Origin of the sequence: Pseudovibrio axinellae, from assembly GCF_900110875.1 — a bacterium.
Lineage (GTDB): Bacteria > Pseudomonadota > Alphaproteobacteria > Rhizobiales > Stappiaceae > Pseudovibrio > Pseudovibrio axinellae.
On record NZ_FOFM01000001.1, the window covers coordinates 214156 to 234774 of the forward strand.

General features: G+C 51.6%; 21 protein-coding genes. 12 read left to right on the forward strand and 9 right to left on the reverse strand.

What is annotated here, in order from left to right; all coding sequences use genetic code 11:
* Nucleotides 1–104 precede the first annotated feature (104 nt).
* Nucleotides 105–1058 (reverse strand): ACP S-malonyltransferase, encoded by a 954-nt coding sequence (gene fabD / locus BMZ51_RS00930; protein ID WP_068009498.1) that lies wholly within the window; start codon nt 1056–1058, stop codon nt 105–107.
* 493 nt (nt 1059–1551) lie between these two features.
* Here fabD and rpsF point away from each other — a divergent pair, with 493 nt between their 5' ends.
* From rpsF to BMZ51_RS00975, 9 genes are all read left to right on the forward strand, one after another.
* Nucleotides 1552–1983 carry a 30S ribosomal protein S6 gene (gene rpsF, locus BMZ51_RS00935; protein ID WP_068009497.1) on the forward strand — a complete coding sequence of 144 codons (432 nt, stop codon included), beginning with the start codon at nt 1552–1554 and terminating at the stop codon, nt 1981–1983.
* Between the two features lie 6 nt (nt 1984–1989).
* Nucleotides 1990–2235, forward strand: coding sequence for a 30S ribosomal protein S18 (gene rpsR / locus BMZ51_RS00940; protein ID WP_008552033.1), 246 nt, complete (start codon nt 1990–1992; stop codon nt 2233–2235).
* Nucleotides 2236–2384: 149 nt separating this feature from the next.
* Entirely contained in the window at nt 2385–3014 is a 630-nt protein-coding gene (gene rplI / locus BMZ51_RS00945; protein ID WP_068009494.1) for a 50S ribosomal protein L9, read from the forward strand.
* Between the two features lie 335 nt (nt 3015–3349).
* Complete coding sequence (locus BMZ51_RS00950; RefSeq protein WP_068009491.1) at nt 3350–4837, forward strand: replicative DNA helicase; 1488 nt, start codon at nt 3350–3352, stop codon at nt 4835–4837.
* Nucleotides 4838–4969: 132 nt separating this feature from the next.
* On the forward strand, nt 4970–6121 hold the full coding sequence (alr, locus tag BMZ51_RS00955; RefSeq protein WP_068009488.1) for an alanine racemase: 1152 nt from the start codon (nt 4970–4972) through the stop codon (nt 6119–6121).
* Nucleotides 6122–6154: 33 nt separating this feature from the next.
* Nucleotides 6155–7558 carry a DNA repair protein RadA gene (radA, locus tag BMZ51_RS00960; RefSeq protein ID WP_068009484.1) on the forward strand — a complete coding sequence of 468 codons (1404 nt, stop codon included), beginning with the start codon at nt 6155–6157 and terminating at the stop codon, nt 7556–7558.
* A gap of 81 nt (nt 7559–7639) precedes the next feature.
* On the forward strand, nt 7640–8266 hold the full coding sequence (locus BMZ51_RS00965; protein WP_068009482.1) for a CvpA family protein: 627 nt from the start codon (nt 7640–7642) through the stop codon (nt 8264–8266).
* 47 nt (nt 8267–8313) lie between these two features.
* Complete coding sequence (gene purF, locus BMZ51_RS00970; RefSeq protein WP_068009481.1) at nt 8314–9807, forward strand: amidophosphoribosyltransferase; 1494 nt, start codon at nt 8314–8316, stop codon at nt 9805–9807.
* Between the two features lie 5 nt (nt 9808–9812).
* Nucleotides 9813–10559: an SDR family NAD(P)-dependent oxidoreductase gene (locus BMZ51_RS00975; RefSeq protein ID WP_068009479.1), complete on the forward strand. Its 747-nt coding sequence runs from the start codon at nt 9813–9815 to the stop codon at nt 10557–10559.
* 83 nt (nt 10560–10642) lie between these two features.
* Here BMZ51_RS00975 and BMZ51_RS00980 read toward each other — a convergent pair whose 3' ends face one another.
* The 6 genes from BMZ51_RS00980 to BMZ51_RS01005 all read right to left on the reverse strand — a co-directional run bounded on the left by BMZ51_RS00980 (nt 10643) and on the right by BMZ51_RS01005 (nt 16679).
* The gene (locus tag BMZ51_RS00980; RefSeq protein ID WP_068009477.1) at nt 10643–11425 is read right to left on the reverse strand and encodes an inositol monophosphatase family protein; all 783 of its coding nucleotides are present in this window, start codon (nt 11423–11425) and stop codon (nt 10643–10645) included.
* Nucleotides 11426–11660: 235 nt separating this feature from the next.
* Nucleotides 11661–13067: a ribosome biogenesis GTPase Der gene (der, locus tag BMZ51_RS00985; RefSeq protein ID WP_068009476.1), complete on the reverse strand. Its 1407-nt coding sequence runs from the start codon at nt 13065–13067 to the stop codon at nt 11661–11663.
* Nucleotides 13068–13095: 28 nt separating this feature from the next.
* Nucleotides 13096–14442: an outer membrane protein assembly factor BamB family protein gene (locus BMZ51_RS00990; protein ID WP_068009474.1), complete on the reverse strand. Its 1347-nt coding sequence runs from the start codon at nt 14440–14442 to the stop codon at nt 13096–13098.
* Nucleotides 14443–15114 (reverse strand): tetratricopeptide repeat protein, encoded by a 672-nt coding sequence (locus BMZ51_RS00995; RefSeq protein WP_068009472.1) that lies wholly within the window; start codon nt 15112–15114, stop codon nt 14443–14445. It lies immediately after the preceding gene.
* 227 nt (nt 15115–15341) lie between these two features.
* Nucleotides 15342–15920 carry an NnrU family protein gene (locus BMZ51_RS01000; protein WP_068009470.1) on the reverse strand — a complete coding sequence of 193 codons (579 nt, stop codon included), beginning with the start codon at nt 15918–15920 and terminating at the stop codon, nt 15342–15344.
* Nucleotides 15921–16100: 180 nt separating this feature from the next.
* Nucleotides 16101–16679, reverse strand: a complete 579-nt coding sequence (locus BMZ51_RS01005; protein WP_068009468.1) for an NnrU family protein — start codon at nt 16677–16679, stop codon at nt 16101–16103.
* 270 nt (nt 16680–16949) lie between these two features.
* On the opposite strand from BMZ51_RS01005, the gene BMZ51_RS01010 reads away from it, so the two are divergent.
* From BMZ51_RS01010 to BMZ51_RS24605, 3 genes are all read left to right on the forward strand, one after another.
* Entirely contained in the window at nt 16950–17258 is a 309-nt protein-coding gene (locus BMZ51_RS01010) for a PilZ domain-containing protein (protein ID WP_068009464.1), read from the forward strand.
* Nucleotides 17259–17467: 209 nt separating this feature from the next.
* A complete protein-coding gene (locus BMZ51_RS24455; RefSeq protein WP_068009462.1) occupies nt 17468–17809 on the forward strand; it encodes a TraR/DksA family transcriptional regulator in 342 nt (113 codons plus the stop codon).
* A gap of 201 nt (nt 17810–18010) precedes the next feature.
* Complete coding sequence (locus BMZ51_RS24605; RefSeq protein ID WP_280142270.1) at nt 18011–18142, forward strand: hypothetical protein; 132 nt, start codon at nt 18011–18013, stop codon at nt 18140–18142.
* A gap of 258 nt (nt 18143–18400) precedes the next feature.
* On the opposite strand, the gene guaA is transcribed toward BMZ51_RS24605, so the two are convergent.
* Entirely contained in the window at nt 18401–19948 is a 1548-nt protein-coding gene (gene guaA / locus BMZ51_RS01020) for a glutamine-hydrolyzing GMP synthase (protein ID WP_068007250.1), read from the reverse strand.
* A gap of 115 nt (nt 19949–20063) precedes the next feature.
* The gene (locus BMZ51_RS01025; RefSeq protein WP_068007247.1) at nt 20064–20558 is read right to left on the reverse strand and encodes a MarR family winged helix-turn-helix transcriptional regulator; all 495 of its coding nucleotides are present in this window, start codon (nt 20556–20558) and stop codon (nt 20064–20066) included.
* Between the last annotated feature and the right edge of the window lie 61 nt (nt 20559–20619).

Genomic DNA, 20619 nt, shown 5'->3' on the forward strand with positions numbered 1-20619 from the left:
TCTCCTCGGCTAAAGAATATTTGAGAGAGCTCTTTGAGAGAAAAGGACCATTCCGCCAAAAGGCGCAACCGTTTATACCCTAAAGAGCTTTCAAAAACTGTGTATTAGCTCTGTGCGCTCTCAAGACGCGCAACGAGTGCATCAATATCTTCCGCGGTATTGACTGCAACACCCTCCAGAGACTTCACAATACGGCGAACCATACCGGTCAGAACTTTGCCAGTACCAACCTCAACAAGCGTGGTTACACCATTGTCCGCCATCCAGCTGACAGATTCGCGCCAGCGCACTGTACCAGTGACCTGCTCTACGAGGCGAGTGCGAATCTCTTCAGGATCTGTAATGGGAGCTGCCACTACGTTCGCCACGAGCGGAACGACCGGCGCTTTGATTTCAACTTCCGCCAAGGCTGCTGCCATCGCATCAGCGGCAGGCTGCATCAACGCGCAATGGAACGGTGCAGATACTGGAAGCAGAACGGCGCGGCGGGCACCTTTGCCCTTTGCGATCTCGCAAGCACGTTCAACGGCGGCTTTATGGCCAGATACAACAACCTGCCCCGTTGCGTTGTCATTTGCAGCCTGACACACATCGCCTTGAGCTGCTTCCTGAGCAACTTCCATTGCCTGATCAAAGTCCAGTCCAAGAAGAGCTGCCATTGCGCCCTCTCCAACAGGAACGGCCTTTTGCATGGCCTCACCACGGATACGCAAAAGACGTGCAGCTTGTGCAACGCTCAGAGAACCAGCTGCTGCCAGTGCGGAGTATTCCCCTAAAGAGTGCCCGGCCACAAAGCTGGCGGCTTTTGAAAGATCCACACCTTTTGCCTCAAGCACACGCATTGTGGCGAGACTGACAGCCATCAAAGCTGGCTGTGTGTTTGCAGTGAGAGTGAGCTCATCTGCGGGACCTTCCCACATGACCTTGGTCAATGACTGACCGAGAGCTGCATCAACTTCCTCAAATACAGCGCGCGCTTCCGGGAACGTGTCGGCAAGATCCTTACCCATTCCAACCGTCTGACTACCCTGACCTGGAAATGTAAATGCAATAGTCATCTATAAATTGCTCCGTCGCCTACGAATTGTGTCAAATGTGGGTGTCCCACTTAATATTCCAAGATGCGGCCGCTATTAATTCAGCAAATACGTGCAAATTATGACCACCACCAAAATAGGCAGCACGATAGATTCCCTATTCGTAACTTGCCCATCCAACCAAGAAACCTAGGGTAACCCTTGGTCCATCGGTGTTCTTGCGGGGGACATGAGCCGCCTTGAAGGCGCAATGTCAAGACTGCGGCTGGAAAAAAGGCCAATTTAACCGATAGCGCTTGTTTTTTGCAGGGGATTGGCTATAAAGCCCATCTCGTTTCCGGTGTTAGGCCGGAGGCTTAAAGGAAGGCAACTGCTTTGCAGCTGTAGGAATCGAAGGATCTCCGTCTTCCCGTGTCTCCGCTCTTGTGTAAACATCTTCTAGGCCTTTTCTGAGGGCCATTCGAAGGGGCTTTGCGCCGATACCGGAATTGTTTAACTCAGAAAGGCAATCCACATGGCGCTCTATGAGCACGTGTTCCTGGCTCGTCAGGACATTTCTACTCAGCAGGTTGAAGCCCTCGTTGAACAGTTCAAAACTGTTCTCGAAGAAAACGGCGGCAAAGTCGGCAAAATCGAAACTTGGGGTCTGCGCACCCTGACTTACCGTATCAACAAGAACCGTAAGGCTCACTACACTTTGATGAATGTAGATGCTCCTCATGCGGCTGTTGCTGAAATGGAACGTCTTCAGGGCCTGAACGAAGACATTCTTCGTTTCATGACCATTCGTGTAGAAGAGCTGGACGAAGAACAGTCCGCTATGATGCAGAAGCGTGATCGTGATGACCGTCGTCGCGGTGATCGTAATGATCGTGGTCCTCGTCCGGACCGTGGTGATCGTGGCCCACGCCCAGATCGTCGCCCTGAAGCACCTGCAGCGGAGTAATTGAAAATGGCTGAATCTTCTTCCGCAGGACGTCGTCCTTTCTTCCGTCGTCGTAAGACCTGCCCATTCTCCGGTGCGAACGCTCCGAAGATTGACTACAAGGACATCCGTCTTCTGCAGCGCTACATCTCTGAGCGCGGCAAGATCGTTCCTTCCCGTATTACCGCAGTATCAGCGAAGAAACAGCGTGAACTGGCTCGTGCCATCAAACGCGCTCGTTTCCTCGGCCTTCTGCCGTTCGTAATCAAGTAAGACTTGGTTATCAGGTCAGGAAACTTTGTTTCCTGACCTTTTTATTGGTTCTGGCTTCCAGAGCCACGGTTGAGAGATTGATCGGTCCGTCCGGCACCTCTCTCTAACTGCGGATTGTAAATGCCGCAGGACAGCATAGGAGAAATTCCATGAAAGTTATCCTTCTTGAGCGCGTTGCCAAGCTTGGCCAGATGGGCGACACCGTAACTGTTCGTGACGGTTACGCACGTAACTTCCTTCTGCCACAGAGCAAAGCTCTTCGTGCGAACAAGGCAAACCTTGAGCGTTTCGAAAACGAGCGTTCACAGCTTGAAGCACGTAACCTTGAGCGTAAATCCGAAGCTGCTGCAGTTGGCGAAAAGCTTGCTGGCAACACCTTCGTGGTTATCCGCGCTGCTGGCGAAACTGGCCAGCTTTACGGTTCTGTTGCAACACGCGACATTGCAGAAATCCTGACAGCTGGCGGCTTCTCAGCTGTACGCTCCCAGGTTTCCCTGCGCGCGCCAATTAAAACTATCGGTCTGCACGAAGTTGTCATCACGCTGCACCCAGAAGTGGAAGTTGTTATTTCCATCAATGTTGCACGTTCTACTGATGAAGCTGACCGCCAGGCTGCCGGTGAAGATCTTACAGGTCGCGAAACCGACAACTTTGAATTCGACGAAGATCTCGACGAAGACGAAGAATTGGAAGACGGCGAAGATGCTGGTTCTGAAGAAGGCGATTCTGAAGAAGCTGGCGAAAGCGACGAGAGCGAAAAAGCAGAAACCGAAGAATAATATTTCTTCAGTTCTCTTTAAAAAGGCAGAGTCTCCGACTCTGCCTTTTTTTATGTCTCTAACCTGACAGAATCGGCAGAAGCTCCTCTGATTCTATTCCCGAGAAAACACTCTGTTAATAAATGCAGTTTAGGCAAAAAGCCGTGAATATTGCTGATTTTAAAGAATATTTCTCATCAGTTCTCCCGCTTGGAGGGTGATCACTGTCAATTGGCAACCTGCAATTTTCCCCGTTGATTTAAATTTGTTAAAGAACTGGGTTTAAGGTGCCCTTCTCCCCTTTTACTTCCAGCATTAAAGCTGTAACCAAGTTGCCAAGCGGCACGAGGGGCGGAATGAAGGGCACAGTCCAAAAATTAGAGAAGGCGAGTGAGACCATGCGTGTGGTCCCACATAATGCCGAGGCAGAGCGCCAGCTTCTTGGTGCCATTATGGTGAACAACGAGACCTATTATCGTGTCTCGGAGTTTTTAGAAGCGCGCCATTTTTTCTTAGCTCCCCACAAGGATATTTACGACAAATGCGGAGCGCTTATTAAGGCTGGCAAGGTAGCCACGCCTATTACGCTCAAAACGTTTTTTCCAGCTGATGAGAAGATCGCAGACCTGTCTGCAACACAGTATCTTCTGCGTCTGGTTGGCGATGCCACCTCTGTTATTAACGTAGAGGACTATGGCAAGACGATTTACGATCTGGCTACTCGGCGAAACCTGATCACCATTGGCGAAGATATGGTGAACATCGCTTATGATGCACCGATTGACATGCCACCTTCCTCTCAAATTGATGACGCAGAGCGCCGTCTGTTTGAGTTGGCAGAAACAGGCAAGTCTGATGGTGGCTTTCAGGACTTCGGCAGTGCGCTTACACAAACCATTGAGATGGCAGCTGCCGCCTATCAGCGCGAGGGTGCGCTTTCCGGTATCTCTACCGGGTTGCGTGACCTAGATAAGCTTATGGGTGGCTTGCAGTCTTCAGATTTGGTTGTGTTGGCAGGTCGTCCTGCGATGGGTAAAACCTCGCTTGCAACAAATATTGCTTATAACATTGCTCAGAACTTCCAAACCGAAGAAATGCCAGATGGCGCCGTGCAAACCGTAAATGGCGGCGTTGTAGGTTTCTTCTCATTGGAAATGAGCGCCGAACAGTTGGCAACTCGTATCATCTCCGAACAAACAGAGATTTCGTCCTCCAAGATTCGCCGCGGCGATATTAACGAGGCGGACTTTGAAAAGCTTGTTGCGGCAACACAGCACATGCAGCATGTCCCGCTTCACGTTGACCAGACTGGTGGTATCTCCATTGCCTCTCTTGTCTCCAAGGCACGACGCCTGAAGCGACAAAAAGGCCTGGACATGCTCGTGGTGGACTATATCCAGCTTCTGACCGGCTCCTCCAAAAACCAGGGCAACCGCGTTCAGGAAATCACGGAAATCACCACAGGTCTTAAAGCGCTGGCAAAGGAACTCAACGTTCCGATTATCGCGCTTTCCCAGCTCTCTCGTCAGGTTGAAAACCGCGACGACAAACGCCCACAAATGTCTGACCTTCGTGAATCTGGTTCAATCGAACAGGATGCGGATGTGATTATGTTTGTGTACCGTGAAGAGTACTACATGGGTAAAAAAGAACCGCCTGAAGGCACTCCTGAGTACGAGGAGTGGAAAATCCAGATGGAGCAACTGCGCGGAAAGGCCGAAGTGATTATTGCCAAGCAACGTCACGGTCCAACCGGTATTGTTGATCTACAGTTCCAAGGTGAGTTCACACGCTTTTCTGACCTTGCCGAGGATGCTCATATTCCTGACAGAATGATGGAATAGAGCAGGTTCAATACTGAATTAGCTATCGACCCGGGGTACTCGCATCAGTTGTGAAGTGCTCCGGGTCTTGCTTTTTAATTGCTGCGATTTTCTGTAGGCTACTGCGCATCGAAAGAATCTAAAGGCAAGCGCGTGACACATACCGCTACTCCATCTCCCAATCGCTTTTCCGTGACAGCTGGCGGGGCAGCTGAGCTGACCATCGACCTGGCCGCTTTGCAGTCCAACTGGAGCTATATTAAAGGCAAGCTTGAAGGTGGCTGTGAATGCGCAGCGGTTGTTAAAGCCAACGCTTACGGACTTGGGGCGGCTGAGGTTGGACGAGCTCTTTATGAGGCTGGTGCCCGCGTGTTTTTCGTTGCTCTGCCCGAAGAAGGCATTGAGCTACGGGCCGAACTGCCGCAAGTTGAGATTTATGTGCTCAACGGCCTATTTCATGGCCGCGAGAAACTTTACCACGACTTTGATCTTAAGCCAGTGCTTGGGAGCTTAGATGAGGCTGCTGAGTGGTCTTCATTTGCACAAAGCTTGCACAAAGAGCTTCCGGCTGCACTTCAGTTTGATACAGGCATGCACCGCCTTGGCATGAGTGCGGATGATGCCAGCACACTTCATGGTTCTGCGCACTTGCTCAAGGGTATCAAAGTCGACCTTGTGATGAGCCATCTGGCATGCGCTGATACCCCGCAAGTCTCACTCAATGAAGAACAGCTATCTTCCTTTATGGAGGTTTGCGCTAAGTTTCCTGGCATACGCAAGTCGCTGAGCAACTCTGCTGGCATCTTTCTTGGCAGTGAGTACCACTTTGACATGGTTCGCCCAGGTATTGCCCTTTATGGTGGCAACCCGGTTCCTGGCGAGCATAATCCGATGCGCCCGGTTGTTTATGTGCAGGCGGAAATTATTGGATTACGCCACGTTCCCAAAGGCAAATCTGTTGGTTATGGGGCGTCGCGTGTTGCACAACGTAACAGCCGGATTGCAACGATAAATGCCGGATATGCAGATGGGCTGCATCGACGGGTTGGAAGCTCTGATATAGCGCCCGATGGCGCTCGTGTTTTCATTGGCGGGCACTTTGCTCCATTGTTTGGCCGCGTCTCAATGGACATGATTGCAGTTGATGTGACGGACATTCCCAAGGAACATCTGTCACGTGGAGCACCGGTTGAAATCATGGGTGCGCATGTAAGCGTGGATGACTTGGCAAACTTTGCTCAAACCATCCCATATGAATTGCTGTGTAGCCTTGGAGCGCGCTATACACGCCGCTATAAACGCTAGGCGACGAAACACCGGCAAGGTCCTGAATTTAAAATGGCGAAACGTTCCCTTTCATTTGTCTGTCAGTCCTGTGGGGCAACCACACTCAAGTGGGCAGGCCGCTGCGAATCCTGCGGCGAATGGAACACTATTCAGGAAGAACAACAGGCCAGTGGCATTGGCGCAGGCCCAAAGACGGCCTCGCGTAGCAAAGGGCGCGTTGTTCCGCTTGTTGGGCTTTCAGGCGAAACCAAAGAAGCCCCGCGCATTATTACCGGAGTTGCAGAGCTTGATCGTGTAACCGGCGGCGGGTTTGTAAAAGGTTCTGCCCTGTTGGTTGGGGGTGATCCTGGTATCGGCAAATCGACGTTGCTGACACAGGCCAGCGCGCACCTTGCCTTGCAGGGCCACAACATTGTTTACATCTCTGGTGAAGAAGCGGTGGACCAGGTTCGCCTGCGTGCCGAGCGCCTTGGACTGCGCGATGCGCCTGTTCAATTGGCAGCTGAAACAAGTGTTGAAGATATTCTTGCTACACTGGAAGCGAAAAAGGGGGCAGAGCGCCCTCACCTGGTTATTTTAGACAGTATCCAGACACTGTGGACGGAGATGGCTGATTCTCCTCCCGGGACGGTGACGCAGGTTCGCGCCTCGGCGCAGGCATTGGTTCGTTTTGCCAAGAAGACCGGGACGACCGTGGTGCTTGTTGGCCATGTGACCAAGGATGGACAGATTGCAGGCCCGCGTGTTGTAGAACACATGGTCGATGCGGTGCTCTATTTTGAAGGTGATGGAGCGCACCAATACCGTATTTTGCGCGCTGTGAAGAACCGCTTTGGCCCAACCGATGAGATCGGCGTCTTTGAGATGACGGACATGGGGTTGCGCGAAGTAAAAAACCCAAGCGCGCTGTTTTTGAGTGAACGCAGCGCAACCGCTCCAGGTTCAGCCGTGTTTGCTGGTATAGAAGGCACACGGCCATTGCTGGTGGAGATGCAAGCACTTGTTGCCCCTTCTCCGCTGGGAACGCCCCGCCGGGCGGTGATTGGATGGGACAGCGCACGCCTCTCCATGATTTTGGCCGTGCTTGAAGCGCGCTGTGGTGTTAAGTTTGCTCAACATGACGTTTATCTGAACGTCGCCGGTGGTCTTAGAATTAATGAGCCGGGAGCTGATTTAGCCGTAGCGGCAGCTTTAATCTCGTCGCTAAGTGGGGTTGCTCTTCCGCTCGAATGCGTCTATTTCGGCGAAATCAGTCTGTCTGGTGCGGTTCGTCCAGTAGCGCAGGCAGCTTCCCGGTTGAAGGAAGCGCAAAAGCTCGGTTTTGGTCAGGCAGTTATCCCTGACGGGAATATGAAGGAAGGCTCCAAAGCGCTCGGCCACGTAAAAGGGCTTGAGGAACTTGGAGATCTGGTAGCAAACATTGCTGTCAGTGCACAGAAAACGGAAAACGCTTAAGGGTTCACCTAGGCTGATTTTAACAGGTAGGCATTTTTTGTTGGTTTGCCTGCCAGTCAAACAAGGGACTTGTGTCGACAGATGCCGATCACACTCTTAGACGGAATTCTACTGGTTATTATGCTGATCTCAGGCGTACTCGCGATGGTTCGCGGGTTCGTACGTGAAGTGCTTTCAATTGCATCATGGGTCGCAGCAGCAGTCGCGGCCTATTTACTTTACGGAAGCCTGAAACCATATGTTTTGCAGCATGTCGCCAATGAGACACTGGCAACTGCCATCGCAGCTGGTGCTGTATTCCTCGTAACATTGATTGTGGTGAGCTATATCACCATGCGAATTTCAGACTTCGTGCTGGATAGCCGGATTGGCGCACTCGACAGAACACTTGGTTTTGTGTTTGGCGCTGCCCGTGGCTTCCTGCTTGTTGTCGTTGCTCTGCTCTTCTTTAACTGGTTTGTGCCAGAACCAAGACAGCCAAACTGGATTATGGAGGCGAAATCACGCCACCTGCTCGTGACCAGTGGCCAAAGTCTGGTTGAAGCCCTGCCGGATGATCCTGAGCGTGCCATCATGGACCAAATCCGCAAACAGGGCGGATCTACCGGCTCTGCAAACGACACGTCAAGTGATGAAGAAACCCGCTATTCGCCAAGTGAGCGGCGCGGACTAGACCAACTGACAGCCTCTGGTGACGGCCGGAACTAAGCTGGTGTTTTTGAAATTGGCCCAAGTAAGAACCAAGGAGTGATGCCATGAGCAGTGGTGTATCAAACAAATCTGCCGTACAGGACGACGCGCGCGCAGACTTTGACGGCGATACTCTTCATGAGGAATGTGGTGTATTTGGTATTCTCGGCCATTCTGATGCAGCCGCGGTAACAGCGCTTGGTCTTCATGCTCTGCAGCACCGTGGACAGGAAGCTGCGGGCATTGTGACCTTTGATAGTGATCAGTTCCGCTCTGAGCGTCATATGGGCCTTGTTGGCGATCATTTCACGCAGCAAGAGACCATTGACAATCTAAAGGGTCCTTATGCCATTGGCCATGTGCGCTACTCCACAACCGGAGAAGCAGCACTGCGCAATGTTCAGCCACTGTTTGCGGAGCTGGACGGCGGCGGAATCGCCATTTGTCATAACGGCAACTTCACCAATGCCATGACGCTGCGCCGACAGTTGATCAAGGACGGTGCGATCTGTCAGTCAACCTCTGACAGTGAAGTTGTGTTGCAGCTGGTTGCCCGCTCACGTGAGCCGAAAATTGTAGATCGTTTTATTGAGGCGATCAGTCAGATGGAAGGCGCTTACTCTCTTGTTGCACTCACGCGCAAGAAGCTGATTGGCGCTCGTGATCCTTTCGGGATCCGGTCTCTGGTTCTGGGTGATCTCAACGGTGCTCCGATTTTTGCTTCCGAAACCTGTGCGCTGGATATCATTGGTGCGAAGTTCATTCGTGAAGTTGAAAATGGCGAGGTTGTGGTGTGCACACCGGGCGGTATTGAAAGCTACTTCCCGTTTGGAAAACGCCGCGCACGGCCAGACATCTTTGAGTACATCTACTTCTCACGTCCAGATAGCATTTTGGCTGGTCAGTCCGTTTATAACGTGCGCCAGGAATTTGGACGCGTGCTGGCTCGCGAGAGTGCTGTTGAAGCTGATGTGGTCGTGCCTGTGCCCGATTCTGGTGTTCCGGCAGCTCTTGGTTTTGCTCGTGAAAGCGGTATTCCTTTTGAGCTTGGTATCATCAGAAACCATTATGTGGGCCGCACGTTTATTGAGCCAACCCAGCAGATCCGCACACTTGGTGTGAAACTGAAGCACTCGGCCAACCGCATGCAGATTGAAGGCAAGCGTGTTGTTTTGGTGGATGACAGTCTTGTGCGCGGTACCACAAGCTTGAAAATCGTTCAGATGATCCGCGATGCTGGTGCAAAGGAAGTTCACTTCCGTCTTGCTTCTCCACCAATCAAGTTCTCTGATTTTTATGGCATTGATACTCCAGTGCGCGAAAAGCTGCTGGCTGCGAAATATGACCTTGAAGGCATGCGCAACTATATCGGCGCAGATTCACTTGCCTTCTTGAGCATTGACGGCGTTTATCAGGCCATGGGCCATGAAAATGGCCGAGATAATGAGAACCCGCAGTTCACTGATCACTGCTTTACAGGGGACTATCCAACCCCTCTTACTGATCTGTCTGATGATGTTGATACACGTCAGGCTCCACGCCTTGTAGAAACTGGTTAAGTTCAATGAGTTCCAAAAGACTTGAAGGTCGTGTAGCTGTTGTCACGGGAGCCTCCCGTGGCATTGGCTATTATGCAGCAAAAAAGCTTGCTGAAGAAGGTGCGCACGTCATTGCCATTGCCCGCACTGTGGGTGGTTTGGAAGAGCTGGATGATGAAATCCAGAAAGTTGGCAGCTCGGCGACACTGGTTCCGCTTGACCTGACAGACTTTGATGCGATCGACCGTTTGGGCGCTGCTATTTTTGAACGTTGGAAGAAGCTCGACATTTTGGTGGGCAATGCTGGCATTCTTGGCCCAACATCCCCGCTTGGACATATTGATCCAAAGAAGTTTGATGATGTTATGGCTGTGAATGTGACTGCCAACTGGCGTCTCATTCGCTCCCTTGACCCACTGCTTCGCCAATCTGATGCTGGTCGCACAGTGTTTCTGACCTCTAGTGCACCGCGTAAGTGCCGCGCTTACTGGGGACCGTATTCCATATCCAAAGCAGCTCTTGAAGCTCTCGTACGTACATATGTGCATGAAACGAAGAAAACCAACGTCAAGTCCATGCTCATCAATCCAGGCCCGACGCGCACTGGTATGCGTGCAAAGGCAATGCCGGGCGAAGACCCAATGACGCTGCACCATCCTTCTGAGCTGGCTGAGCATATTTTGCAGTTCAGCTTGCCAACCAACGAAGAAAATGGGCGCTTGTTCGATTTTCCAACCCAAGAGCTTCGTGACTTTGAGCAGCTGACAAGCTAAACGCGCTTGATCTGAGACATGAAAAGCCCCGCTAATTGAGCGGGGCTTTTTTGATTCTTCAAACTTCTGTTTGGTTGCTCACTCTAGACGTAAGCTTTATCCGTCAGCGCTTTGATTTTATCAAAGACTTTTGGGCCGCCGGTAACGACCTTGCAGCCATTCATGACAGCGTCTTGGACGTCAATGGGCTGACATATCCCTCCAGCTTCTTCCACCAGCAGCAGACCAGCCATACAATCCCACGGATGCATATGATCTTCGATATAGCCAATGAGGCGCCCAGACGCTGCATAAGCGAGCATTAATCCGCCAGAGGCATTGCGAAAGAAAATGCCTCCTTCATCTAGAAGCATCTCGACGGCTTTTATAACCCTCTGCTTTTGGCTGCGCGCGCTAAAGCCAAGGCCAATGGATCCATCTGAAATTGAAGCACTGTTGCTCGCTGACATAGATTTGCCGTTTAAGGTCGCCCCTTTGCCTTTTTGCGCTGCAAACAACTCATCAGCACAAGGATCGTAGATCACCCCAATATGCTTTTCATCATTTTTCACGCAAGCGATGATGACGCACCATTGCGGAATGCCAGCAACGAAATTAGCCGTTCCATCAATGGGGTCGATGATCCAAGTGTATTCTGAGGAACCCTCTTTGGCTCCATGTTCCTCACCAATTATCCCGTCATCTGGGAATGCTTGGGCAATGGCGTCTCGAACCAGAACTTCAGTATCCCGGTCTGCTTCGGAGACCATGTCCTGATGGCCCTTACTCTCAATATTAAGGGTATCAAGGCGCAGAAAATACTCGTGCGCAAATGCGCCAGCGCGCTTAACCAAAGCGGTCGCAAACAAAAAACGGTCTTGTGACATGAGATTCCTATGTATGACGCACAACTAAATGATGATGTGATTAGAGACAGTGGAGAACAAATTGCAACTGATTAACACCGCCATCTGACAGTCCTAGAGAAAAATTCAAGTGCGGGGTATAAGGACGACCCCTAACCCTTTTTAGAGCGACCGACTTAAGAAAACAAAAAAGGGCAGCTCGGTGCTGCCCTTTTTCAAGATTCAATTAAAACAAACTTCCTTACCAGAAGGCGCTCTATCGCTTTTTCTTATGGTACGGGTTCTCGCCTTTGCGGTAGCTTAGACGGATTGGCGTGCCTTTGATGTCAAAGCGTTCGCGCAGACCATTAACCAGATAGCGGGTGTAGCTTTCTGGCAGGTTGTCCGGCTTGGAGCTGAAGACCACAAAATGCGGTGGACGTGTCTTGGGCTGTGTCATGAAGCGCAGGCGCACACGACGGCCAGACACTGCTGGCGGCGGATGGTGGATCAACACACCTTCGAGCCAACGGTTCAGGCCAGATGTACCAATGCGCTTGTTCCACATCTCGTAGGCGCGGAACACTGCCTGCATCAGCTTATCCAAACCCTGCCCGTTGATACCGGACATGGTCACGATTTCAACTCCGCGAATCTGGTTCAGGTAACGCTGCTGGGAATCTTTGATGTGACCCCAGGCATCTTCACGATCCTCGATCAAGTCCCACTTATTGACCGCGATAACAAGCGCACGGCCTTCACGGGCACACAGATCGATGATCTGGAGGTCCTGCTTTTCAAAGGAAATCGTTGCATCAAGTGTTACGACAACAACTTCAGCAAACTTGATCGCGCGCAGGGCGTCAGCAACGGAGAGCTTTTCTAGCTTCTCCTGTACGCGTGCCTTTTTGCGGATACCTGCAGTATCAAACACTTTAACGTGGTGATCCTGCCATTCCCAGTCTACCGCGATACTATCGCGGGTGATCCCAGCTTCCGGGCCAGTGAGCAAACGCTCTTCACCCAGCATCTGGTTGATCAATGTGGACTTGCCGGCATTTGGACGCCCTACAACTGCCAAACGCAGAGGACGCTCGACGGTGCCAACAGGCTCGTCGATATCTTCGTCTTCTACATCAACATCTGTACGAGCTTCGCTGAATTCGATGGACTTTTCCATTTCTTCAGCAGCGTCGACAATCGGACGCAGAAAATCATAAAGATCGGAAAGACCTTCTCCGTGTTCCGCTGAAAGGGGAACAGGATCCCCCAGACCCAGCGTAAACGAATCGTAAAGCCCGCCGTCACCAGCTTTACCCTCGGCCTTGTTGGCACAAAGGATCACAGGTGTATCGGCACGGCGAAGAAGGTTTGCAAAGTGCTCATCCAACGGCATTAAGCCAGCGCGTGCATCAATAAGGAACAAGCATGCATCCGCATCCCGGATTGCTTCTTCTGTTTGGGCGCGCATGCGCCCCTCGAGGCTTGCTGCCTCTGCTTCTTCCAAGCCGGCTGTATCAACGATCTTGAATCGCAGATCGCCCAAGCGTGCATCACCGGACCTACGGTCACGGGTCACACCTGGGGTATCATCGACAAGCGCCAGGCGCTTGCCCACTAAGCGATTGAAGAGCGTCGACTTGCCAACATTCGGTCTGCCAATAATGGCGACAGTCGCAGTCACGCGAATACTCCTCGTCAGGTCTACGGCGCTAGTTCAGCGCCGCAACCGCTCCGTCACTGGTAAGGACAACCATGCGTCCTCCAGCGACAATTGGTGATACAAATACGCCACTTGTCACTTTCCGCGATGCGGAAGCTTGACCGGTTTTTGCATTCACAGATGCAAGATAACCGTTGCTGGACATAGCGATCAGCTGACCATTGGCCAGAATTGGACCTGCCCAGTTGACATTCTTGGCGTTACTTTCGCCAGTTGGCAACTTGGCACTCCAGATAAGGTTGCCCGTCTCACTCGAGATTGCATGCATATTGTCATCCAAACCGATCAGGAACACGGTACCGCCGGAAACGACCGGTGTGTGTACAGCACCGAAATCAGATTCCCACAAACGCTCACCATCTTTCAGCGAAATGCCTAGGGTCCGTCCAGCAACAGAGGTTGCAATAACCCGACTGCCTTCAATCACCGGACTTGCAGAGACATCTGTCAGACCAGAAAGTGCGCGCGTACGGAAGGACCGTGCAACGGTATCAATCCATTTAGGCTCACCGCTGTTAATGTCAAGCGCCATAACCTCTCCTGAGGAAAATGGTACAACAACTGTGTTGCCAGAAATCGCCGGATTGGCAGAAGAAAGCACCCCTGCCTGTTCTGCGATGCCTGCAAAGGACCAAGCCTGTTCGCCGTCTGCCTGATTCAAAGCGATGACTTCGTTATCCTGTGTAACCACGATAACTTTGCCATTGGAGGCTGCTGGTGCACCGCGAACCGGCGTTTCCAGTGTCTTGCTCCATAAAACGTTACCGCCTTTATCGAGGGCATAAACGTTGCGGTAGGCTGTTGCAACAAAGATCTTGCTGCCATCAAGAACCACACCGCCGCCTGCAGCGACATCTTTTTCGCCTTCCAGGCCAAGGTTCTTGGTAAAGACCTTCGCGCCGCCTGTTGTCAGTGCAACAAGGGTGCCGTCAGACTTGTAAACGTAAATACGCTGGCCATCAGAGACCGGACGCGCTGCAGTGCGTGGATTGCTGGCGCCTATACCAAAAAAGCCGGGTGAACGCACCTGGCCAATACTGGAGGACCATGCAACACCACCGCTTACATTGATCGCGATGTTGCCTGGATCGTTGTTCTTTGGCCCAGCGGCGGCTGGCCAGGTGGAACCACCTGTTGCCGACCCGATCTTTGCAACACCACCTTTGGCTGTTGGCGTTAAAGCGCCTTGATACAGCGGCTGGCGATCGCCTTCCAGGAACTCGTCATCTCCGCCAAAGGGGTTCAGGCTGGAAAGAGAAGAACAACCAGCTAGCGTCAGCGCCAGTGCACTGGTTCCAATTAAAGCCTTCCATGACTTTCTTTTGGTCTCGCTCACTTATTCAGTCCCCTTTGTGTTTTCGCCCAATGCGGAGGTAATCAATTCAAGATAAATCTGCGCACGCCCGGAAATATCAGCTGGGGCGGCGGCATCGCTTGTAATTTCGCTAAAGCGGGCACGTGAAGCTTCCAAGTTGCCCGCCTTGTATTCAGCAGCACCCAAGACTTCCAACGCAGAAAAGCGCCATGTGTTACCCGGCACGATCAGTGCTTGCGTATGTTCTTTCACCGCTGCCAGATCACCATTGTCCAACAGCAGGTAGGCCGCCCGAATATTGGCAAGGCCCTTGTAAAGTTGCGGCGTTGCGCTGTCTGCTGCGACAGCTTCAAACGCTTTGATTGCTTCAGAGCTTTTACCTTCTAACGCCAGCTCGGTGCCGACCCGGATTTGTGCCATCATCGGATAACCGCCGATGCTGTTTTCCATAGAGGCAAAAGCTGCCTGAGCCTCGGTGTAGTTGCCAGAATCTGAAAGTTTGATGGCTTCCAGGAATTCTGCGCCAGCAGCTTGAGACTCTGTGTTCTGCCAGTACTCATAGCCGCGATAACCTGCGGTACCCACAACGATAAGACCAGCTGTCAGATACACAAGTGGAGCAAAGCGTTTCCAAAGCTTTGAATACTGATCGCTTCTTACTTCTTCATCGACTTCGCGAAAAATGTCGGACATAGCTCTAAATGTTCCTGCAGCAACGATTCTTAGGTTTATGGTATCCCAATGGGCGGCGTCACATTAAAACTAAGAGAGCCGCAGGCAAACCTCTTTCTCTACCTCTTTCAACCGATTAGTGGCACAATTAGGGCAATAAAAGAGTTTTCCCTGCCAACACACACCACAACGGTTGCTGACAGGGAGCGTTTTGGCGTTTATTTTTAACGCTTAAGCCATGCAACAGGTCATCCCATTATTGGCACGCCAATCAAGATCGCATGCAATTTCCACACGAACAACGCGTACAAAATCAATCCAAGCACCACGGAGATCACATCGTTTCTCATAGCTGCTGGATAAAGAGTAACAGGTGGATTGATGCGCTCACGCCGGGCAAGGGAAATTCTGACGTAAATTGCCCAGATCAGAAAAGAGCCAAACAGCAGTACTGAATAGGGCTCTCCGTTTGCGAACAGATGCGCCACGGCCCAAAGCTTCGTTGCATTGATTAAGGGGTGCTTGGTCACTCTTGAAATATTGCCCTTCAGCTGAGAGGCGAAAAAGAGCGGAAACACCGGAAGCATGAGCAGCATCGTCACATGGCGTCCCCATGAAGGGGCAACGTATAAAGGCGCGTAGTCGCCGTGCCATGCTGCAGCAAAACCGTAGATAATCGCAACCAGCCCAGCGATTGCGACGAGCGTGTACAGCCCGCGATACGCATTAAACGACAGACGGGAAACAATCCCGTCTCTCACTCCTGGAAACGACGGTATTAGGTGCACTGCGAAAAATACAGCAAGCCCTGAAATCAAAAGTGCCATTGAATGCCCTCCCCGACATCTATCGCAAAGAAAGTAGCTTACGTTTATCTCAATTGCAAAATTTCCCGGCTCTGCCCGTTCTCGCTTCTACTTGCCGTTAAACGCAAAACCGCCCGCGAGATTGCTAAATCACACGGGCGGCACATAATTGGTAATGGCGGTGGAAGTGGAGGTGCCAGGCTATGACAAAACTGGCATTCCAATAAGCAGCGGATGTAGCTTTGTAACAAACAGGCCATACATCACGAGCCCCAGCACCACACTGATCAGGTCATTTCTCAGCGCATGTGGGAACTGCTCAACATCCGTATTTTTGCGGTTGAACCTCTTCAAAGAAATGCGTGCCCAGACTGCCCAGGCAAGGAAACCTGCAAACAATGCAACGGAATACGGTTCACCATTCACCAGCAGGTGGGAGATTGCCCAAATCTTCACAGCCAGAATAACGGGGTCTTTGGTCCACTTGGCGATGTTGCCACGAATGAATTTTGCAAAAACGAGGATGAAGACCGGCAGCATCAAGGTCATCACAAGGTGGCGCAACCAATACGGTGTGACATAAAGCGGATACAGGTCACTTTCACGCGCCAGAATGAAGCCGTAGATGATGGAAAACAGACCACTCAGCACAATCAGTGAGTAGATAACCCGGTACGTATTCAACCCGATGCGCTGGACGATTGAATCACGAAAACCGGGCAAGGACGGTACAATGTGAATTCCCAGAAAAATAAAAAGTCCGACTAGCAACAGCGTCATCGAGCGTCCCCTTAGTTATAGTTATTATGTTAAAGCCCGTATGGGTGGGTGCACTGTGCCTATACCCAGTGAAATATCAACATACGTCGACACCCCACGTCAGGTGTTTTCTACATTTACCCAATTCTTTTTGGCATGGCTCTTGAGGTCATGGTATGTTTCTCGCTAAATCGTAGCGATTGTCTTCGAACTCTATACTATTTGACTGCTTGACCCCTGTATTTGCGCAAAGTCTAAGGGGCCTTAAACAGAACCAGCCTGGAAACTCCTATGTCCGAAAGTGACAGTGCAACAGAAATCACCGAACGTCGCCGCGTCCGTCGCCGGCGTACGTTGAAGGAAGGACGAATTGTCTTTGCGAACCAGTCATTGGTTTTTGACTGTGTCATTCGTGATTTGTCCGATTACGGGGCTCGCTTGAAGCTGGAAACGACAATGGATATTCCAGATGAGTTCACACTCGTTCTGGTCCACCTACGCCAACGTGTACGCTCCCAAGTGCGATGGAGAACCTCCGACTCTCTTGGTGTTGAGTTTACTGGTGAAAAAGAGACCGTATCCAGCGTGCTGAGAATCTAAAGCAAGCAATGCAATCGGGTTCCACGCCCTATGCATTGCCGTGGTGTGCAGCTCACTGAGCTAAGCGCGTTCTCATCCCCCCAAGAGGCTTCACACTTCATAGACCAAGCACATACACCTGCGGCCTCCCGCAGGTTTTTTGTTGCGCTTGCCAAGCGCCTTTGCTGTCCTGCATAGTGGCTGAGTAACCCATTGGGCAGGAGGGGCGCGTGAGTCATATCCTCAAAGAAGCAAAAGAGCTTTTACTGATCCGCAAGGCTGAACTCACCGAACTTGCGAAAATTTCGCTGGAGGATCGCGCCACCGTTGTTCTTGACCAGCAATCAGTTGGCCGCCTTTCACGCATGGATGCTTTACAACGACAGGCGATGGCACAAGCCAATGCCCGGCAAAGAGCGCGTGAGTTACAGCGCATTAACAGCGCGTTACATCGCATCACAGAGGATGAGTACGGCTTTTGCAATGAATGCGGCGAGGATATTCCCGAGGCCCGCTTACGCGTGGACCCGGCCGCGCTATATTGCGTGAGCTGCGCAAAACTATTTGGATAGCCTCACGCTTCTTGCTTTAACAGTCATGTAGCTTCATCAAGCGACGTTCTTTTGATCTGCACCTTTTGGCTGCAAAATATGCTGGTCCGTGCTCAGATTTTGAAAAAACTTATCCCCTCACCCCAAATCATCACTAGTCTAGATCCTGTGCTCTCGTAAACGGGCCGCTGGTGGACCGCCCATCAGTGCGGCGTGAGCTGGATGGGGCTACTGGAAGATGTAACGTATCTTTTGGCGGGTCCGTTGAAACACCCCTTGAAAGCCAACAGTGCAGAGGCCAAGCGGAAGCTGGTCAACCTGATGGGTGTCGGCACTGGCATCGCACTATCCTAGATAGTGCTGTGCTCACAATGCCTGCCGGGGATGACCTTGTTTCATATAAAAACGTCCGGGTAAGGCGCCAGCCAATACCGAAGACTCATAGATTACCGACATGCGCAGGTATTGCCTGCTCGCCTTACCCACCCGTTATTCGGGTTTTCAAACGCGACGCTGCATGGAAAGCCATGTGGCGCTAGATGTGTGAGGCGGTAATGCGCTATCACCCAACAAAAAACCGGGAAAGTCTCCCTCCCCGGTTTCTTTAGATTTTTATTCCCACTCGATGGTTCCAGGGGGCTTGGAGGTTACATCATAAACGACGCGGTTGATGCCGCGCACTTCGTTGATGATGCGGGTCGCTGCCCGGCCAAGGAATTCCATATCGTAGTGGTAGAAATCAGCGGTCATGCCGTCGACTGAAGTCACAGCACGCAGTGCACAGACGAACTCATAGGTCCGGCCATCGCCCATAACGCCAACGGTTTGAACCGGCAGCAGAACAGCAAACGCCTGCCAGATGGCATCGTAAAGACCAGCTTTGCGGATCTCATCGAGATAGATCGCATCTGCCTGACGCAGAATATCCAGTTTGTCACGGGTGATCCCACCTGGACAACGGATCGCAAGACCCGGTCCTGGGAATGGGTGACGCCCGATGAAGCTATCTGGCAGACCAAGTTCACGACCAAGGTCGCGCACTTCGTCTTTGAAGAGCTCACGCAGGGGTTCAACCAGCTGCATGTTCATGCGTTCTGGAAGGCCGCCAACATTGTGGTGGGATTTGATGGTTACGGAAGGGCCACCGGTAAAGGAGACGCTTTCAATAACATCCGGGTACAAAGTTCCCTGAGCCAAGAAGTCTGCACCACCGAGCTTTTTCGCTTCTTCTTCGAATACTTCGATGAAGAGTCTGCCGATGGTTTTGCGTTTGACTTCTGGATCACTTTCACCTTCCAACTGACCAATGAAGAGGTCTGCTGCATCAACGTGCACGAGCGGAATGTTGTAGTGATCGCGGAACATGCTCAAGACTTGTTCCGTTTCACCCATACGCATCAAACCGTGATCTACATAGATGCAGGTCAGCTGGTCGCCAATCGCTTCATGGATCAAAACAGCAGCAACAGAGCTATCAACACCGCCGGAAAGGCCGCAGATAACTTTTTTATCGCCAACTTGCTTGCGGATCGCATCCACAGCCTGCTGACGGTATTCTGCCATTGTCCAATCACCAGAACAGCCCGCAATTTTATGCGTGAAGTTCTCAATCAGCTTTGCACCATCTGGGGTATGGACGACTTCCGGGTGGAACTGAACGGCATAGAAGTGGCGTTTCTCGTCTGCAATAGCTGCAAACGGCGCGCCTTCTGAGGTGCCAATCACTTCAAACCCGTCAGGAAGAGACACAACACGGTCGCCGTGGCTCATCCAAACCTGATGGTTTGTGCCTTGTTCCCAGCACCCTTCAAACAAGGGAGAGGTCTTTTCGACGGAAACGAATGCGCGCCCAAACTCACGATGGTCAGAGCTGGCAACTTCCCCGCCCAATTGGGCACATATGGTCTGCTGACCATAACAAATGCCGAGCACAGGAATACCTGCCTCGAATACGATCTGGGGTGCACGAGGGCTCCCCATTTCAGTCGTGGATGCCGGACCACCTGACAGGATCACCGCCTTTGGATTCATTTCCTTAAAGGCAGCTTCTGCAGACTGGAACGGGACGATCTCGGAGTACACGCCAGATTCGCGAACACGGCGCGCAATCAGCTGTGTAACCTGAGATCCAAAGTCAATAATGAGGATGCGGTCAGTCATGAGCCGCTTCTACTCTGAACATAGCGTTTTGGAAAGATCTATAGCGCAGAAAAAATGCGGTTACGTAAAGAGCGGGCTCAGTTTTCCTGTGCGCATTCGTGCGCACTCTAACTTGTCACAGGATTGATTGTTCATGCTCTTCAATTGAGCTCATCATTTGCCCGAGGCGAATGCGCTCTTGAACATCTAATTGAGGGAGTAGATTTTTCTCAAGCGCTTCCAGTTGCGCTTCCAAAGAGCGCAAGACCACCCGGCCATCTTCGGTCAGGTTTAACCGCACAAGGCGCCGGTCTCTGGGGTGCTCTTGTTTCTTGATCAGGTCTGCTTCTGACAAACGCTTTACCGCCCGCGAGACAGCAACAGTATCTAAACCAATGACCGGCCCCAACTCGCGGACCGAAACAGCGCCAAGTCTTTCAAGTGCGCTCAATACAAGCCATGAAGGGAGTGACAAGCCATAATTCTTTTGCAAATGCTCAGAAAGACGTCGCTCGATAAAGCGGCCCGTTGCAATGATGCGCAGAGGCAAATAGTTCAGCAATTCGACATTATGTTCGTCTTCAAACAAATTTGCCTGAGACATTATGTTGGTACGGTACTTGTCCGCCATGATCCTTCGTCCTGCGTCAAATGCTTCGCATCACCCCATTGGCCGCTAAGAAGAACGGAAA